The organism is Enterovibrio norvegicus FF-33 (genome assembly GCF_000286835.2).
GTDB classification, from domain to species: Bacteria; Pseudomonadota; Gammaproteobacteria; order Enterobacterales; family Vibrionaceae; genus Enterovibrio; species Enterovibrio norvegicus_A.
On sequence record NZ_AJYD02000038.1, the window covers coordinates 2,417,799 to 2,435,175 of the forward strand.

14 protein-coding genes are annotated in these 17,377 nt (G+C 47.1%); 8 read left to right on the forward strand and 6 right to left on the reverse strand.

The annotated features are described in order from the left end of the window. The first annotated feature begins 71 nt into the window (after positions 1-71). Positions 72-1,244 carry a GGDEF domain-containing protein gene (locus tag A1OO_RS18785; RefSeq protein ID WP_017004073.1) on the forward strand — a complete coding sequence of 391 codons (1,173 nt, stop codon included), beginning with the start codon at positions 72-74 and terminating at the stop codon, positions 1,242-1,244. Positions 1,245-1,248: 4 nt separating this feature from the next. Here A1OO_RS18785 and A1OO_RS18790 read toward each other — a convergent pair whose 3' ends face one another. After that, positions 1,249-2,463 carry an MFS transporter gene (locus A1OO_RS18790; RefSeq protein ID WP_017004074.1) on the reverse strand — a complete coding sequence of 405 codons (1,215 nt, stop codon included), beginning with the start codon at positions 2,461-2,463 and terminating at the stop codon, positions 1,249-1,251. Positions 2,464-2,642: 179 nt separating this feature from the next. Between A1OO_RS18790 and A1OO_RS18795 the strand changes: the two genes are divergently transcribed. The 4 genes from A1OO_RS18795 to A1OO_RS18810 all read left to right on the forward strand — a co-directional run bounded on the left by A1OO_RS18795 (position 2,643) and on the right by A1OO_RS18810 (position 7,641). After that, on the forward strand, positions 2,643-3,512 hold the full coding sequence (locus tag A1OO_RS18795) for a LysR family transcriptional regulator (RefSeq protein ID WP_017004075.1): 870 nt from the start codon (positions 2,643-2,645) through the stop codon (positions 3,510-3,512). Between the two features lie 4 nt (positions 3,513-3,516). After that, positions 3,517-4,053 carry a DUF6942 family protein gene (locus tag A1OO_RS18800; protein ID WP_017004076.1) on the forward strand — a complete coding sequence of 179 codons (537 nt, stop codon included), beginning with the start codon at positions 3,517-3,519 and terminating at the stop codon, positions 4,051-4,053. Positions 4,054-4,199: 146 nt separating this feature from the next. After that, complete coding sequence (locus A1OO_RS18805; protein ID WP_017004077.1) at positions 4,200-5,186, forward strand: DUF2860 domain-containing protein; 987 nt, start codon at positions 4,200-4,202, stop codon at positions 5,184-5,186. A 133-nt stretch (positions 5,187-5,319) separates the two neighbouring features. Beyond that, complete coding sequence (locus A1OO_RS18810) at positions 5,320-7,641, forward strand: YgiQ family radical SAM protein (protein ID WP_016961438.1); 2,322 nt, start codon at positions 5,320-5,322, stop codon at positions 7,639-7,641. A 61-nt stretch (positions 7,642-7,702) separates the two neighbouring features. Here the strand turns inward: A1OO_RS18810 and A1OO_RS23660 are convergent, their stop codons facing one another. After that, positions 7,703-7,858: a hypothetical protein gene (locus A1OO_RS23660; RefSeq protein ID WP_016961436.1), complete on the reverse strand. Its 156-nt coding sequence runs from the start codon at positions 7,856-7,858 to the stop codon at positions 7,703-7,705. 297 nt (positions 7,859-8,155) lie between these two features. Between A1OO_RS23660 and aqpZ the strand changes: the two genes are divergently transcribed. Then, on the forward strand, positions 8,156-8,848 hold the full coding sequence (gene aqpZ, locus A1OO_RS18815; protein WP_016961435.1) for an aquaporin Z: 693 nt from the start codon (positions 8,156-8,158) through the stop codon (positions 8,846-8,848). A gap of 114 nt (positions 8,849-8,962) precedes the next feature. Here the strand turns inward: aqpZ and A1OO_RS18820 are convergent, their stop codons facing one another. From A1OO_RS18820 to A1OO_RS18830, 3 genes are all read right to left on the reverse strand, one after another. After that, a complete protein-coding gene (locus A1OO_RS18820) occupies positions 8,963-9,388 on the reverse strand; it encodes a VOC family protein (RefSeq protein WP_016961434.1) in 426 nt (141 codons plus the stop codon). 170 nt (positions 9,389-9,558) lie between these two features. After that, positions 9,559-12,612: a D-2-hydroxyglutarate dehydrogenase YdiJ gene (ydiJ, locus tag A1OO_RS18825; protein ID WP_026023952.1), complete on the reverse strand. Its 3,054-nt coding sequence runs from the start codon at positions 12,610-12,612 to the stop codon at positions 9,559-9,561. A gap of 194 nt (positions 12,613-12,806) precedes the next feature. Beyond that, positions 12,807-14,243 carry a bifunctional NUDIX hydrolase/phosphatase PAP2 family protein gene (locus A1OO_RS18830; protein ID WP_241819183.1) on the reverse strand — a complete coding sequence of 479 codons (1,437 nt, stop codon included), beginning with the start codon at positions 14,241-14,243 and terminating at the stop codon, positions 12,807-12,809. Positions 14,244-14,367: 124 nt separating this feature from the next. Between A1OO_RS18830 and A1OO_RS18835 the strand changes: the two genes are divergently transcribed. Beyond that, positions 14,368-16,014, forward strand: a complete 1,647-nt coding sequence (locus A1OO_RS18835) for a VRR-NUC domain-containing protein (RefSeq protein ID WP_017004080.1) — start codon at positions 14,368-14,370, stop codon at positions 16,012-16,014. An 82-nt stretch (positions 16,015-16,096) separates the two neighbouring features. Next, positions 16,097-16,507: a BLUF domain-containing protein gene (locus tag A1OO_RS18840; RefSeq protein ID WP_016961429.1), complete on the forward strand. Its 411-nt coding sequence runs from the start codon at positions 16,097-16,099 to the stop codon at positions 16,505-16,507. Between the two features lie 81 nt (positions 16,508-16,588). Here A1OO_RS18840 and A1OO_RS18845 read toward each other — a convergent pair whose 3' ends face one another. Beyond that, positions 16,589-17,323 carry an MBL fold metallo-hydrolase gene (locus A1OO_RS18845; RefSeq protein WP_016961428.1) on the reverse strand — a complete coding sequence of 245 codons (735 nt, stop codon included), beginning with the start codon at positions 17,321-17,323 and terminating at the stop codon, positions 16,589-16,591. Between the last annotated feature and the right edge of the window lie 54 nt (positions 17,324-17,377).

Here is a 17,377-nt window from a genome sequence, read left to right on the forward strand (position 1 = left end):
GCGCTTCAAAAAATTGCGTAATACCCATCACAATATCACTGGCTCGTGCGGAAATGAAAACCAGGGGAAACATGGAGTTATCCTACCGTCATTTTAAACTTTCGCTTCAGGAACTCTGGAGCGCAAAGCGTCATGCTGCCAGTTTCAACACAACACGTGCGACATACCTGCGATCACGCATTATTGCACTTAGTTATGTTTGGGCGGCGCTAACACTCGTATGGATACCCGTTGATAACCTGACACTTGATACCAGCAGTTACTCGCTGACCATTCTTAGAATTTGTCTCGCCGCCACGCTTTTTACCATTGCCCATATCGTTCGTTCACGTCACTCTCTTCGCGACTGCCGCATTGCATTAGTCGCCTTGGTCATGAGCTTCAATGTCTTTTATTTGTTGGCTAATCATGTGTTAGGTTACCCACACACCATCAATACGTTCGTTTATTGCTACACATTACTGCCATTTCTGCATGTCATTATGCTGACGATATTTCCCTTATCTATTCGAGAGTCTTTCTCACTGATCCTTGCCACAGCACTGACACAGATCTACGTTGATTTTCAGAGCGGATTTCTTCTCTCTTTAGATATTTTTGCGATCTATTGGCTACAAACGGTCGTAGGTTTTCTCGTGATTTGGGCTCAAACATCCAAACTGCATATGATGCTTCGCTTATACCGTCACGCGACGCTTGATCCTCTTACTGGGGTATACAATCGCCGCATGTTGCTCACCCTCGCGAAACGCGACATTGAGAATACGCGCACACGATCACGCCCCTATTCTGTTCTGTTGATGGACCTTGATAAATTTAAGCGAATCAACGATCAATATGGCCATTTCGCTGGCGACATGGTGCTGCAAGCATTCACCAAAACCGTGCAAGAAACGTTACGGAAATCGGATATATTTGGCCGTTATGGTGGCGAAGAATTCATTCTCTTTTTACCGCAATGCAGTGCAGAAAACGCTCAATTGGTAGCCACGAGGATCATGAGTAATATTCGCGATCTGGCAATCGATGTAGAAGGTGTGTCTGAGCCAATCAGAGTGACAACATCCATCGGCATTAGTACCAGTCTTTCGACACAAGATAGCCTTCACCAGTTACTTGAAAAAGCGGATCTTGCTTTGTACCACGCAAAGCATAACGGCCGCGATTGCAGCCGTCTGTTTGACCACTGCGGTGCAGATCTACAAGAAAAACATAAGCGCCCTTGGCTTGAGGCTGCCAACTAATTACTCACCCTTTTGCCTCAATGACCGATGCCTTCATGAGCAACTTCTTTTCCAGCGAGCCCAATATCTGAATCAAAACAAGATTGAGTGCCGCCAATGATACGGCACCAAGCGTGACAGCGAACCACCCAGCATATTCCCAGCACCCTATCAAATAGAAACCACCCAGACTGCCACCCACATAGTAGTGAACAAGATAGAGAGCCGTTGCAGTGGCTTTACCTTTCGTTGTACGTCGACTCACCCACCCATAAGCCAATGAGTGTGTAAAAAACGCGCCGCCACTCACAATGAGTAAGCCAATGACCACGGTCGCTTGAGTTTCTACGCTGGCTATCAATACCCCAAACAATGTCACCACGGTGCCAAAAGTCATGCCTGAAATCGGTGAATACCGGTTCGCCCAGCGCCCGCTTAGCCGAGAGGTCAGCGTGCCAGCGAGATAACAAATGAAAATAGCCGATGCAATACCGACAGGAAGGTTAAAAGGTGCTGCTAACAGTCTAAATGTTGTCACTGAGTAGAAGTTCACGAAAAGGGCAAAATTCACACCACCAATAATCATGGCAACCCACAATATGGGGGTTTTAACGTGCTCACCAATCACTTTTGTTTGCTCAATAAGCGAGGTATTAGTTGATACGAACCGTGTTTGAGCAGGCAATAGACTCCAGACCAACAAAATGCCAATGGCCGTAAATATTGCCATTGCCATCACAGCGCCCTGCCACCCGAAAAAATCCGAGAACAAACCACCGAATAAGCGACCGAATATTCCACCTAACGAGTTAGCACTGATGTAGCCACCTACCGCGACCACAAGCGCGGTCGGGCTAAACTCGTCCGCCATATACGCCACCGCGACCGCCGCATAGCCAGCCAACGCAATACCCATTAGCGCTCTGAGCACCACCAGCCCCCAAAACGCGTCCACGTACAGTGACGCAAAACCGACGATTGGCATCAAAAATAGGCTCGCAAGCATCACCGGGCGACGGCCAACTCTCTCAGACAGTAACGCCCAAGGTAACAAGCTAATCGATAAGCCCAGCGTGGACGCGGCGAGAAGCCAATTCGCTTTCGTTGCGGTGACGACAAAGGCATCTGAAAACACAGGAAGCATTGGCTGGAACAAATACAGGTTACAGAACACCAGAAAGGAGCCAAAAGATAAGGCAAATGCGGCTTTACGGTAAGCGGGTGTTTGTAATTCGATCATGCTCTACATTACTGATTTCACAATATACTGTGAAATTAGCAACCTATCAGTAATATATAAAGTATATTAATTATATTGGAGTGAGATCTTTTTTTTATACCTATACCCAAACAACCTCAAGATACTTGGGTATAAGCCATCTCTGACACTCACATCGACTATCAAAAGGCACATAAAGCATGGATCTAAGACAGCTTCGATATTTTGTCAGTGTCGCCGAGCAGAAAAATTTCACTCGCGCTGCCAGAAAGCTGAATATTGCCCAGCCTGCGTTGAGTATTGCGATAAAGAAATTAGAAACCAATATCGGCCTCAATCTATTTGACCGCAACGAACGCCAAGTGCACCTCACGCAAGAAGGCCAAACTCTCCTTCCCCACGCTTACCGCATATTAAGAATGGTTGAAGACGCCAACACCGAAATGGCAGAACTTAGAGGCTTACAAAAAGGCGAAGTTCGTGTAGGCGTGCCTGGCATGCTGGGTTCTTACTTCTTCCCTTCCATTTTGATGGGCTTTAAAAGCAAATACCCAGATCTTAAACTCAGTGTGGTAGAAGCAGGGACACAGTCAATCCGACAAATGCTACTCGATGGCGAACTCGACATTGGGGTGATTCACAGTCAGGATGTCCCTGCCGCATTGGACACAACTCATTTGATTTCTTCGCAAATGGTTGCCGTCACCAGTGCCGATCATCCACTGGCGGAACAAACCTCAATGAGTTTTCAAGCCTTCTTTGATGAAGAGTTGGTGATGTTCAAAAAAGGCTATTTTCACCGCGAATTCATTGACCGTATCTGTGCAAGCCATAAAATCACACCCAACCTTTCTTTTGAAACCAACCTGTTGGCGATGATCTTAAACATTGTTCGTCATGGCTTTGCTATTACCGCTTTGCTTGAATTGGTGACACAGCACGAGCCTGGACTCATTGCCATTCCATTTGAAGAACCCGTGACATTAGATATTTCCATGGCGTGGCGAAAACACGGTTACTTATCATTGGCAGACCGTGCGTTTATCGATTTCGTACAACAGAACAAATAGCAGGATGAACACAGTGCACGCTTTTTCGCTCGGCTCAGGTAACCCTTCTATCAATGTCTATGTAGAGAAAGCACCGCCTCTGCACGCACTATGGGGTGAAATGCCTCTAACTGGGAGCCACACGCCCCTCATCAATGGCGACATAAACGCCATTGGACAAGCCGGAGGTAATGGCTGGCGCAAAGTGTTTAATGTCTATGCAAAGTTATTGTTCGCGCTCCCTGAGGATTCAACACTTCGTCCACTAGGCTTTTCTACATGGCAGAGATTCCGAGATGAAGCATTGCTTCAACAAGCCTCCAACGCAGCGTTGTATTTTGGCCGCCATGATCTGCTCACATTGGCCGACAGCGGCGGTATCCACATTATCGCTGGGAAAACTCATGCTCAAAAACTGGGTATCGCAGAACAATGTGTATGGCTAGACAAGGACTTTGCCCGACACCCGACGCTACCCATCGTTATTTGCCCCTATTTTGACTATCGCCAACTGTCGAATCAAAAAATTGATGTATTGACAAAATTAATGGCCAAACTGTGATGATCGATTCCCAATGTTCTGTTCGTAGTAATAAAACGCATTGAATAGATTTTTAACTTATCGATTTTCATGACTATTTTTCTAGCCATCCTCTTTGCTATGATGGCAGACTCTTTACATCGTCAGAGCAAAAGGACATTGCGCGCATGAATGTTAAACACACTCTTTTAACCAGTCTCATTGTACTGCCCTTTTTTGCTAACGCTGGGCTGGCAGAAAGAGGCGGACTCAGCGGCGAAATATCACTGCTAGGCGGTGTGGTATCCACGGATTCCAATTTATCTACCAGTGGCGAAGCCATAAAAAACGCGCCGCTAAACAGCAGTGGAAATCGTGAGACGAACCCAATCTTTGGGCCTCTGGGTAGTTTGGCGTTCACCTGGGGGGAAGGGCTAAGTCAGCAGATTTTCGTCGGTACGACCCGTGAAGATATTGCCGTCGGTACGGTTGCTTTGGAAATTGGCTACAAGCAAGAATTGGCCTCTGGCACTAAAGTTACGGTGGCGTATTTACCCACCGTGTTGTCAGAAGAAGTATGGTCAAATCCTTACTTAACAGATACCGCGCGATCTGAAACCGACAAATCTGGCAATGCTTACCGTTTACAGTTGAATAGTATTGGTGGCTCTCCGCTGTCTATTGACATCGCCTACGCACAAACCGAGATCGACGACGAGCAAAGCGGGACTGCAGGGTTCACACTCAGTGAACAAAGCCAGTTAAACCGTGAAGGTGACACCTTATATTCAAAGGTCAGCTACCGTCAGTTCCTCGGTCGCGGATTGGGTATCGCCCCCGCGTTTGTTTACTACGATCATGAAGCCGAAGGCGATGCAATGTCTTATCAATCGCTAGGGGGTGAGCTTTCCTATTTCAGCCTTGCTGGCCGAAATAAAATTGTACTGACGGGTAAATATCATGCTCGAGACTACGATGCGAATCATCCCGTTTTTGGTACCACACGTGCTGACAAAGAATACGGCGTCTTCCTCGCGTATGAATACGGTGAGCTTTTTGATGTCACGCCTTTGTCCCTCATTTCATTGGCAGGCTACAACAACATTGACTCAAATATTGATTTCTATACCGCCAGCCAGTATCTATTTTCACTGGGTGTGAACTACAAATTCTAATGCAAATGGGCTGCATTTTCGGGTAGTGCAGCCCAATACCGCCAAAAACCCTGCAAAACTACGGGTTTAAACCTTCTGGCTCTCCTCTCTACAAGCCGCTATAATTGCCGCCTTGCGAGAAAGAGGTCAAAAAATGCGCAATTCCGTCACTCCCATCTTTGAATACCCTAAATACTGGGCTGAGTGTTATGACACTTCACCTTTTCTGCCAACCAGCAGAGAGGAAATGGATCAGCTAGGTTGGGACAGCTGTGACATTATTATTGTTACAGGCGATGCTTATGTCGATCACCCGAGTTTTGGTATGGCTGTTATTGGTCGTACGCTAGAAGCTCAAGGTTTCCGTGTCGGCATCATTGCGCAACCCGATTGGCAAGACAAAAAAGCGTTCATGGCGCTAGGTCAGCCAAACCTCTTCTTCGGTATCACCGCGGGCAACATGGATTCCATGATAAACCGCTATACCGCAGACAAAAAAATTCGTCACGACGATGCCTACACGCCTGATAACAAAGGCGGCATGCGTCCCGATCGCGCAGTATTGATATATACCCAACGCTGTAAAGAAGCCTATAAAGAGACGCCTATTGTTCTGGGTGGCATCGAAGCAAGTCTTCGCCGCTTGTCGCATTATGACTATTGGTCAGATAAAGTCCGTCGCTCGGTTTTGTGCGATTCGAAAGCTGACATCCTTCTGTTTGGTAATGCTGAACGCGCATTGGTTGAAGTTGCCCATCGCTTTGCAAAAGGCGAAAACGCAGCGAGCATGAGCCGCATCGCCGGCACAGCCGTGATGCTGAAAAATGCACCAGAAGAAATGACGGAAGTTGATAGCTCACGCATCGACAAGCCGGGCAAGTCTATGGTTCTGCCTAACCCGTATGCCACTGAAACGGCCTGCGAGACCAAAAAAGACGACGAACCGAAACCCATCATGGTTCGCCCGCCACGTCATGATGCAGAAAACAGTTATGTTCGTTTGCCTTCTTTTGAGAAACTGGTCAACGACAAAGTCCTTTATGCACACGCAAGCCGCGTCATGCATTTGGAAGCCAACCCATATTCGGCACGCGCACTCATCCAGAAACACGGCGAACGTGAACTTTGGGTCAACACTCCACCGATTCCTCTTACGACTGAAGAAATGGATTATGTGTTCGGCCTGCCTTTCGCACGTGTCCCTCACCCTAAATACGGCGACGCAAAAATTCCTGCGTATGAAATGATCAAAACCTCGGTCAACATCATGCGTGGCTGTTTTGGTGGTTGTTCATTCTGTTCGATTACCGAACACGAAGGTCGCATTATTCAAAACCGTTCTAAGGAATCTATCCTGAACGAAATTGAAGACATTCGTGAAAAGGTACCTGGGTTTACTGGCGTGATTTCCGACCTTGGTGGCCCAACGGCGAACATGTATCGCCTTGGCTGTTCTGATCCTCGTGCAGAGCAAAACTGCCGTCGACCGTCGTGTGTGTTTCCAAAAATCTGTGAGAAATTAAACACAGACCATAAACACACCGTTGATCTCTACCGCTCTGCGCGTGAGTTGCCTGGCGTGAAGAAAGTGGTTATCGCTTCAGGTGTTCGTTATGACCTTGCGATTGAGTCACCAGAGTACGTAAAAGAATTGGTCACTCACCATGTAGGGGGTTATCTGAAGATCGCTCCAGAGCATACCGAAAAAGGTACGCTGGATCTGATGATGAAACCCGGCATGGGCGCTTATGATCGCTTTAAAGAGTTGTTCGAGAAATATTCTAAAGAAGCGGGTAAAAAGCAGTATTTAATCCCGTACTTCATCGCGGCACACCCTGGCTGTACCGATGATGACATGCTGAATCTTGCACTGTGGCTCAAAGAGAACGATTTCCAGTGCGATCAGGTGCAGAATTTCTATCCATCGCCAATGTGTAACGCAACGTCGATGTATCACTCTGAGACGAATCCTCTGAAACGCGTGAAGTACAAGAAGCGTGAAGAGTTGTTTGTTGCTAAGGGTGAAATTCAGCGCCGTCTGCACAAAGCGCTGTTGCGTTATCATGATCCAGCCAACTGGCCAATCATTCGTGAAGCCCTCACCAGCATGGGCAAGCGACACCTGATCGGAGATCGTGAAGGGTGTTTGATCCCGCGTGAAGGTAGCGAAGCAGAAATGGCTGCCTTACAGCGTCGTGGTTCGAACCGTCCTGGCACGAAGCGCTTTGCCACTAAGCACCCTAACCAACCTGATATTCGTAAACCTCAGGGTCAAGGCAAGGGAGCAAAAGGTAAGCCAGTTGGAAACGGTCAACGACCGGTTTCAGGCAAGCCAAAGGCTCAAGGCGCTAGCAAGCCGCAAAATGGCTCTAGACCAGCAGGTTCGAAGCCTGGAGCTTCTAAACCAACGAGCTCAAGACCAAGTGGTGCTAAAAATCGCCCATCCGGCAACAGAAGCCGCTCGGCAGCCCGATAAAGAAACACAAAAAAGCGAACCTTATGGTTCGCTTTTTTTTCTACTCCGATGGGCTTGACCATCATCGTATTAGTTCAGAGATCACCAAACTCAGCGCTGCAACCGCCACGAGAACACACAATCCAATGACGACTTTTTTCTGTGCCTTTTCATCAAGAAATTTCGCAGCCAATATGCCAACAATGATTAATCCACCAATAATCGCAACTTTAATCATTTTAATCGCCTCTTTAGCCAACTCTCTGATTTTTCAAAAGTAACACATATACCCTCCCACAGCGATGACTAGTTCAATCGCTGCGACATTGACACCCTACTCACTCACTTGTGACACAAGACCTTGGCGCTAAGTCATAAGTGCTTTTGGCGGGTGTAAACATGTGGGAAGACGGCTTTCACTGCACACTTAGAATAATGTGCTAGGTTTAAATCACTTACTAGGTGCAAGCTCTAGCGCACCTTGGGTGATTAACATTCCGCCGTTCCATAACATTGAGTAAAAGAAGGTTGTGATATGTTGAAAAAACTTACAGCAGAGTTCATTGGTACATTCTGGTTAGTGCTCGGTGGCTGCGGAAGCGCCGTCTTTGCAGCGGCTTTTCCAGACCTCGGTATTGGCTTCTTGGGCGTAGCGCTCGCTTTCGGCTTAACTGTGGTCACCATGGCTTACGCCATTGGTCACATCTCAGGGTGTCATTTAAATCCCGCGGTATCTGTTGGCTTATGGGCTGGTGGTCGCTTCCCCACCAGCGAACTTCTCCCTTATATTGTAGTACAGGTTGCTGGTGGCATCGTGGGCGCATTCACCGTGTACATCATTGCTAGCGGTCAACCCGGCTTCGATCTCGCGGGTGGACTGGCTTCTAATGGCTATGGCGCACACTCTCCAGGTGGCTTTGACATGATGTCAGGCTTTATTACCGAAGTGCTAATGACCTTTATGTTCTTGATTGTCATTATGGGCGCGACACACAAACTCGCTAACCCAGGTTTTGCTGGCTTGGCCATTGGTTTGTCACTGACCCTTATTCACTTAATCAGTATTCCAGTGACCAACACCTCGGTAAACCCGGCGCGCAGTACTGGGCCTGCTCTGATTGTGGGTGATTGGGCACTCGATCAGCTTTGGATGTTCTGGGTCGCACCGATGATTGGCGCTGTGATTGCAGGTGTTGTTTATCGCTGGCTTAGCCCTAACGAAGATTAAACCATGAATCTTTAATATTCTGCTCGATATAAAAATGGACACATCGAGATAAAACAGAAGCCCCAGCGAGACTGGGGCTTCTGTTATCTGTTATCTGTTATCTGTTATCTGCAATTATGTTGGAAAATCGCTGCTGTCTGCAGGGCAACTCAACATCCACCGAACACCATATTTGTCGATGATGATGCCAAACCGCACATCCCAGAAGGTATAATCCAGTGGCATGATAATTTGCCCCATCTCTGACAGAGACAGAAACACTTCGCTCTGTCGCCTTTCATCGTCAAACGACACATGAAACGCTACATCGCCTGATCCTTGGGCCAATGAGTCATCCAACCCATCCGATGCGAGAAAGCGAATTTCTGGTGAAACGAATTCGGCATGCATAATTCGACTTAGAATATGCGACGGGAATTCAACCGGAGAGTCATTGAACGTGGTCAATGTGGTGATTTTTCCGTTCCAAGCATCCTCATAAAACGACAATGCATCGCGGCAAACACCATGAAACGTGATGTGTGGCTGAAGCTTACTCATAGCAACTCCTTTCCTAGAGAGGAAATTGTTATTGCTAAGACTATCAGTTGGAAGGATAAGCCTCGCCCAACTATTAAGACGTGCTCACTATTGTTCAAAACACAGCCGAAAAAAAGGGAGCAATGCTCCCTTCGATTATCAATCGTTATGATGACTTAAGTTATGACGATTTAAACGAGCTTTAACAGCACCTGCACGGGATGAAACAGCTTTTTGTGTTCAAATCGTTTCACCTGACTTCGGCACGAATAGCCTGTCGCCATGCATCGTGAATGCGGTAATGACTCAAGACGAGGCTTCCAGCTTAAATCATAAATGCCCTTAGAATTTTCTAGCTTATCCGACTCATGCCCATAGGTGCCAGCCATGCCGCAACAACCCACTGGTACTGCTTCTAACTTACCGCCAAAGTGCGCAAAAATACGTCCCCATTCTGCTTCTGCATTCGGCAGTTTGGTTTTTTCGGTACAGTGGGCCAGCAAATACCACGCGTCATTGTCGGCATGTTCTTTTGCTGGCAGATGTGTGATTTCATCCAACAGCCACTCATGGGCTGTCAGCACTGAAAAATCACCACGCTTGTCACCGAGCACTTCGTTGTATTCATCGCGATAACAAAGCACAAGAGCAGGATCAACGCCCACCATTGGGATAGAAAGCCCTGCTACCTGATTAAGAAACTCAGACGTATTCGACGCGGTTTTGGCAAACTTCTTCAGGAATCCCTTGATATGCTGTGCTTTGCCGTTAGGTTTGAATGGCAACAGCATCGGCTTTTTACCTAGCTTCTCAACCAAGCTCACCAAGTCACGGATCACATCCGCTTCATAGAACGTGGTAAATGGGTCTTGAACAATAAGTACATAACGCGAACGCTCTTCATCGCTCAATGCCTGCAACCATTGCAAATCAAACTTGGTGGCATGGTGACCATCCAAAGATTCCATCAGCGTAGGCACTGACAAAGCAGGGGCATCGACATAACCCACCACTTTTTTGGTTACAGCCTGCGCCCATTTTGGTTGGGTAAACGTGTTTACAATCACTGGCGCCTTCGCCATCCAAGGCAACATAGATTCGATGTTTGCGACCAAGTAGTCTTTGGCTGGGCGTTGATAACGGCTGTAATACAGATTGATAAAGCGAGAGCGGAAACTTGGAACATCCACTTTTATCGGACATTGCGTCGCACAGGCTTTACACGCCAAACACCCGTTCATCGCTTCCATCACTTCGTGCGAGAAGTCGTAATCGTCTTTTTTTGCTAGCCAGGTGTTTTTGAAGCGAGCGACAATTTGACGTACTGATGGCGTTTTTTCGCTTAACTCTTTTTCCATCACCAATGGGTCAACACCCTGTTCGGCCAGAAGTCGCAGCCATTCACGCACAATGCCTGCACGGCCTTTTGGCGAGTGGCGACGGTCATAGGTGATTTTCATCGACGGACACATTGGCGAACTGGTGTCGTAGTTAAAGCAAAGCCCATTACCGTTACATTCCATTGCTTGACGGAAGCTATCACGGGTTACGATAGGGATTTGGCGATCGAGCGCACCGCGTTTCGGGCCTTCAACTTTGACTAAGGTGTCAGTGCTGTCATACGGGGTACAAATTTTACCTGGGTTCATTCGGTTGTCGGGATCAAACGCCGCTTTGACTTTGCGCAGTTCGTTAAACAGATCGTCGCCGAAAAATTCAGGCCCATATTCTGAACGGAAACCTTTGCCGTGTTCACCCCACATCAGGCCGCCATATTTCGCCACCAGCGCGACCACTTGATCGGAAATCGTCTTCATCAAGCGTTCTTGTTCAGGGTCACACAGATCAAGCGCAGGACGGACATGCAGTACACCCGCGTCAACGTGACCAAACATGCCGTAATCCAGATGATAACTATCGAGCAGAGCACGGAACTCAACAATGTAATCGGCAAGGTTTTCAGGAGGAACGCAGGTATCTTCGGCAAACGCGACAGGTTTGGCTGCACCTTTCGTTGCACCCAGTAAACCAACGGCTTTTTTGCGCATATTGTAGATGCGATTAATAGAAGCCAAATCATCACAAACCTGATAACCAATCACGCCTTGCTCGCCCGTCTGAACAAACACATCTAAGCGTTCTGTTAGCGCAGCAACTTGGGCAGCAATCTCTTCAATATCATTGCCGGCGAACTCGACAATATTAATGCCTTGCATCACTTTGCCAGGTACATCAGTCAGCAGTTCTTTTACTGTGTTCCAGACAATATCTTCGCGAGCAAGGTTCAAGACGCGAGAATCAACGGTTTCTACCGACAAGGCATTCGCTTCAACCATCACTGGTGCGCTTCTCAGCGCAGAGTCGAAGCTGTCGTACTTCACGTTGACCAGAGTGCGCGCTTTCGGGATTGGGGTGATGTTTAGTTTGGCTTCTGCAATAAAGGCCAGCGAGCCTTCTGCGCCGCAAAGTACACGGCCGATATCGAACGTGTCGTTTTCTGGCTCAAAGGCATTTTTGAGATCATACCCCGTCAGGAAACGGTTCAACGGCGGGAACTTAGCATCAATGTCTGCACGTTTTGAACGACAAATTTCCGAGACGGTTCTTAACGCATGGCCTGCAAAATCCTCTCGACCACTGGACGCAATTGCATCGATTGAAAGCCTGCTAGTGTCCAGGATAGAACCGTCAACCAACACCGCGGTAAGCCCGAGAACATGGTCGGAAGTTTTGCCATAACGCAGAGAACCTTGACCTGAAGCATCGGTATTAATCATACCGCCGACAGTGGCGCGATTACTGGTAGAAAGATCAGGAGAGAAGAAGAATCCATGGGGTCGCAGGGCATCATTGAGCGCATCTTTAATCACACCCGCCTGTACGCGTACCCAGCCTTCATCAACGTTGATTTCGAGGATTTCCCGCATATGGCGAGACATATCAACGACAATGTGTTGTGTCAGCGACTGACCATTTGTACCCGTACCACCCCCGCGCGCTGAAAAACGAATGTCGTTAAATTCGTCGTCCTTGCACAGCGAACCAATCAAAGATAAATCTTGAATAGACGTTGGAAAAACAACCGCTTGAGGCAGTAACTGATAAACGGAATTATCTGTTGCAACCGCGAGTCGGCTTGCGTAGAAGGTTTCTACATCACCTTGAAAGCCATTCTTTTTGAGCGCATCAAGATAGCGCCCAACAACTGGTTCAAGAATATGCTGGTGGGTAAGTGCTGGTAACATCATGCTCCCTGAGGCCAGTAAATACACCGTGGTTCCTTACGGTTGCTGGCAGATTGCGTTGAATTCGATGACCATCACTTTACCTCAGGTGTGAGGTGCATCAAAGTGGAAATGCAACCCTCACCAGAGGAAAAGCGGCTGAAAACACACAACTTAGCGGAAGAAAAGACGTGCCGTTTTCTTCTCGCGAGTTTTTAACGCATGACTTGACGGAAAACTCTTGGCGTCACCACCAAAATCCAAACCGCGATGGCCCAACCTGTCGCACAGTTCAATGCAACGATAACTTCATTAACCGCGTATTTCGCCGTCATGATGTTATCCATGAGTATCAACACCAGCACACCCACCGACGCCATAACGAAAAATGTCGCCTTCGCATGACGTCTAACCGCAGAAACATAAATCGGATAGATCTTTAAGCAAAGTAATGAGCAATATGTACCCAAACAAATTGCAGACAGATAAATGATGTGTGGTTTATGAATCCATAAGCCCAAAACAGCGGCAAACACAAACGAGAGCAACCAAAATCTGGACGACGTTAACACTCTCGTTCTGTTAGCAAATCGCCAGTTTCTAAGCTGGCGCAGCGCAAAGCTCGCACCAAGGCCAATGGAAAATCCAACCAACACATCCGACGGATAGTGCTCGCCCTGAATCAGGACCTTGCCACTCAATAACAAGACTGACACGACGCCTAACAATGCGAGTCCTCTTCTTCCACGCGAATGTTTTTCTTTCTCCCAAGTCAGCAATAGCCAGCTAAACAAAAAGGTGGTTAATGCCACCATGCTGCCAGGCAACGTATACCCCAACGTATCATGCTCACCAAAGACTGGGTCGATAAAATAAGGGCGAGGCACTTCGATAATCGTGGTCATTAGCAAAGTAAATACAGAGACAGCGAATAGACCCGCACCATAGATCAGTGTCGCGCGATGACCGTGATAAGATCGAATAAACACCAAAGATAAGAGAAAGAAGAGCGGTGTAATCAAGCTGCCCGCAGCAACAATGGCATTCGTGAAACGCGTGAAGGAGCGACTCCCCGCTCGATAATCGTGGAAAGACTGAAGTGCACTCAATTGACTGCGATAAAACGGTGTCAAATCTTCAGGCTCTCCAGGGGAGAACACGAAATCACTTGGGGTCACTAAAGGTACCCATTGAGGAAACATCCATTTGTGCTCAGGAAATCGATAGTGACTTCGAACGGCTGGCGTATTGGGTAGCAGCAAAACTCGGGTGACTTCTTTACCAAAATGGGGCGCAGACCAAGCCATCAGTACACGTCGACTATTTTCATCAATAAAATAGGGAGTGGGTGTTTTCAAGGTACAAGCAAAGATGGCTGAATTGTACGTACGCGCGATCATGTCGCCAATATCGACATGCAGCCCGGTTTCTTCAAACACTTCTCTTGTTGCGCCCATCTGCGGTGTTTCATCGCCGATGATAGAGCCTCCGGGAATGGAGTATTTCCCACTGATTGCCTCATCGATCATCAAAATATTGCCGTCACCATCAACAATCAAACAATCTGCCGCCTTTATGGGTAGCGTACTGTTAATTGCATTTACCGATGTGTTCGCTAACACATTGAACGCAAGAAGGATAAATAACCCCATGATTAAACGTAAAAATATCAAAAAAAACAAACCTCTTTCAAAATCAAACAAACCACATTCAATTGAATACTGCACCCATCGCCTGCCATAATCAGCTCAGTCGAATTAGATCGAACATTCCTTTATGCATCGCCAATACGCTGCCCAACCCGTTTTGTCACCTCGATACTATCTCGATAATTTCCTTTCCATTATCGATGTCGTATCTACGCGTTATGGCGATTTGCTGACCCAAACGGAGCAACGGTGGCTGTTTACCTTCTCTTCGCTTCCCTTAGACGCCAAGCTGCTCACTGTGCGCCTATTGTCGCGCAAAGGCTGCTGGTTTCGCCGCGACAAACTGCACTACGAAGAAATCGACGACATTGACAGCGCTATTCGCGATCTCGCTAAACACGGCTTTGTCACCGTGACTCGCACGCCTCCCTTTGTCATTGCTGCGGAACTGATGACCAAGCCAGAATTGCTGGAGCACTTCTCCGCGCATTCACTCAAAGCATCCGCTAAGAAAAGCGAATTAGTCGCCACCATTTTGGGATTACTTACGGAAGACGGTAATATCCCGCCACTGAACACAGACTGCTTATGTATGTCTCACGATGTGCTGCCTATTTTTCTGTTGTTGTACTTTGGCAACTCTCGACAAGACCTCAGCCAATTTGTTTTAAGTGACTTAGGTATTTACCGCTTCGAGAGCGTACCACTTCTTTATGCCGACAGACTGTTCAACTCCAGAGACCAAGTAGAAGATTGGCTATTTTTATCGACACTCAATGAAGACTACTGGCAATACAGCGAAAAAAAAGACATTCATTCAGCGCTAGCGCTGATCAACTCGCTGCCAAAGAAGCCATCTTGGCCGCCTTTGGCCCAAAAATGGGACAGGCTTGCCAATCGTTTGGCAAGGGATGCTGAACGCACCGGCGATTTTTCAACCGCCACTTTCTTATTTACACAATCAGGCTTACCTCCAGCACGCGAACGACTCGCCCGCATGGCTATCAAACTGGAAGACTGTCATTCGGCCAGTCAAGCTGTCGCCTCAATGCTCGAACACCCCATTAACGAAGATGAAAAAGACGTTGCTGACCGCCTTGCTCGACAGCTCGCCAAGAAAGTTTCCCCTCTTAGTTTGCCTTTTCACATTCAGCCCTTAGCTACCAGGCAATATGCAATAGAGACGCTTTCACTCACCCTTGAAGGGCGCGTTGAACGACTTGCGGCGAATGAATTTGAATCTCAAGGCTGGAAAGTCTGGTTCTGCGAAAATGCCGTGCTCAATGCCCTATTTGGTCTGGTGTTCTGGGATATCATCTTCGCCCCTATTAAAGGCGCATTTTTGAATCCCTTTCAGCGCTCTCCGAGAGACATGTATTCCCCTGAGTTTGCAAACCAAAGAAAAACATTGATCGATGAGAGGATCACCGATTTTACCAACGGCAGTTATTCAGTACTGGATATTTACGATGAGAAAGAAGGTATAGCAAACGAATGGGTACACTGGGGTATGGTTGATAGAAGCTTAGTTGAAGCGGCCTGTTCGACACTGGCATGTGACCAGATCATTGCCTGTTTGAATCGAATGCTATTTGATACGAAATCCAACCGATCCGGACATCCTGACTTGTTTATGGTGAAGGATGGTTGTTGCCAGTTTGTGGAAATTAAAGGTCCGGGTGACAAATTACAGCCACATCAAATCCGCTGGCTTAACTTTCTTAATGCGCACGACATCACAAGTAAAGTGCTTTACATTGAACCCTCTACTTAGTCGCCAACAGTCATGCATTTTTTCATTTTTAATACATACTTATAAGAAAGAATTGTTAGATGCGTGAATTGCGGAGATGGCGATGAGTAATACGTTAAAGCAGATTATTTATATTAGCAGTGCAGAGCACCCTTTCACTGATCTGGAACTCTCCAATATGTTGGCGGCCATCCGCAAAAACAATGAGCAACACAACGTAACAGGCATGCTTCTGTACAAGGACGGTGATTTCATTCAAGTGATAGAGGGCGAAGAAGAAGTACTCGAACCACTTTTTAAGGTTATCTGTAAAGATCACCGCCATTATTCCGTGGTTGAGTTAATGCGCAAAACCATTCCAGACAGACAATTCAAAAACTGGAGTATGGGATTTCATCATATCAATAGCGATGATCCAAGATTGGCCGAATTTAATCACTTCTTCGATGACACCATTAACCATCAAGTCGATGCGGGTGAAGCCCTTAATCTGTTGCTTGTTTTTAGAGAATAAATACAAAATAGAGACGTGAATAAAACAGAAAAGAGTGCACAATGCACTCTTTGCTAGTTTAAAGATATGATCCCTTGATCGCTACTTGATAGCGATACCTACATTAAGATCTTCAAACCAATCTAGAAATTTACCCACATTGTCACCCGTGAAAACACGTCCATGCTGCGGGCACATCATATCAATATCTAACAAACGCACGCGTCGTATCCAATCATTTTTTGCTTCATTCGACGGCATCCAGCGCTGGTGAAATCCGTGCATTTTCGGAATATGCTCTTCGAAATCTTCCACTTCAAGTGGCGCATCGTCATCTTCCAAAGCTGCACCAACATCACCACTCATGAGGATTTTCGCAACCGGATCATAAACATGATAATTGCCTGATGCATGAAGATAATGCGCGGGAATGAACTGAACTTCCACACCATTGATAACCAAACGCCCCCCTTCGTCAGCAATCGGTGCGTACTCAATGTTCTGCATACCAAAATGACGAATAAACCCTTCCCACAACCAAGGTGCATGCAATTTAGTGTCGAGCAAAGCCGTATCCCATAACCCGAGAGAGGAAATAATATCGGGGTCCTGATGAGACGCGAACAAATGATGGATTTGTGTGATTGGCACTTGTTTCACCACAGACGCGAGCATGGCAGAGAATATCTCCATACCACCGGGATCCATCAACAAGGCACTCTTCGGTGTGCGGATCATGTACTGGTTGGTATCAATGATTTTTTCAGGTTTAGACGGATCCCGACCAAACATAAACCATTGATGCGTTTCGCCAGAGTAAATTTCTTTTGTGATCATTTCAGCCTGTCTCCGGGACATGGTTGCCGTTGTAAATGGGGTTCACACTGCCTA

Bases quoted from the DNA above. Each gene is read 5' to 3' on its own strand.
- A1OO_RS18785 (WP_017004073.1), top strand. From the start codon at position 72: ATGGAGTTATCCTACCGTCATTTTAAACTTTCGCTTCAGGAACTCTGG.
- A1OO_RS18790 (WP_017004074.1), bottom strand. From the start codon at position 2,463: ATGATCGAATTACAAACACCCGCTTACCGTAAAGCCGCATTTGCCTTA.
- A1OO_RS18795 (WP_017004075.1), top strand. From the start codon at position 2,643: ATGGATCTAAGACAGCTTCGATATTTTGTCAGTGTCGCCGAGCAGAAA.
- A1OO_RS18800 (WP_017004076.1), top strand. From the start codon at position 3,517: ATGAACACAGTGCACGCTTTTTCGCTCGGCTCAGGTAACCCTTCTATC.
- A1OO_RS18805 (WP_017004077.1), top strand. From the start codon at position 4,200: ATGAATGTTAAACACACTCTTTTAACCAGTCTCATTGTACTGCCCTTT.
- A1OO_RS18810 (WP_016961438.1), top strand. From the start codon at position 5,320: ATGCGCAATTCCGTCACTCCCATCTTTGAATACCCTAAATACTGGGCT.
- A1OO_RS23660 (WP_016961436.1), bottom strand. From the start codon at position 7,858: ATGATTAAAGTTGCGATTATTGGTGGATTAATCATTGTTGGCATATTG.
- aqpZ (WP_016961435.1), top strand. From the start codon at position 8,156: ATGTTGAAAAAACTTACAGCAGAGTTCATTGGTACATTCTGGTTAGTG.
- A1OO_RS18820 (WP_016961434.1), bottom strand. From the start codon at position 9,388: ATGAGTAAGCTTCAGCCACACATCACGTTTCATGGTGTTTGCCGCGAT.
- ydiJ (WP_026023952.1), bottom strand. From the start codon at position 12,612: ATGTTACCAGCACTTACCCACCAGCATATTCTTGAACCAGTTGTTGGG.
- A1OO_RS18830 (WP_241819183.1), bottom strand. From the start codon at position 14,243: ATGGGGTTATTTATCCTTCTTGCGTTCAATGTGTTAGCGAACACATCG.
- A1OO_RS18835 (WP_017004080.1), top strand. From the start codon at position 14,368: ATGCATCGCCAATACGCTGCCCAACCCGTTTTGTCACCTCGATACTAT.
- A1OO_RS18840 (WP_016961429.1), top strand. From the start codon at position 16,097: ATGAGTAATACGTTAAAGCAGATTATTTATATTAGCAGTGCAGAGCAC.
- A1OO_RS18845 (WP_016961428.1), bottom strand. From the start codon at position 17,323: ATGATCACAAAAGAAATTTACTCTGGCGAAACGCATCAATGGTTTATG.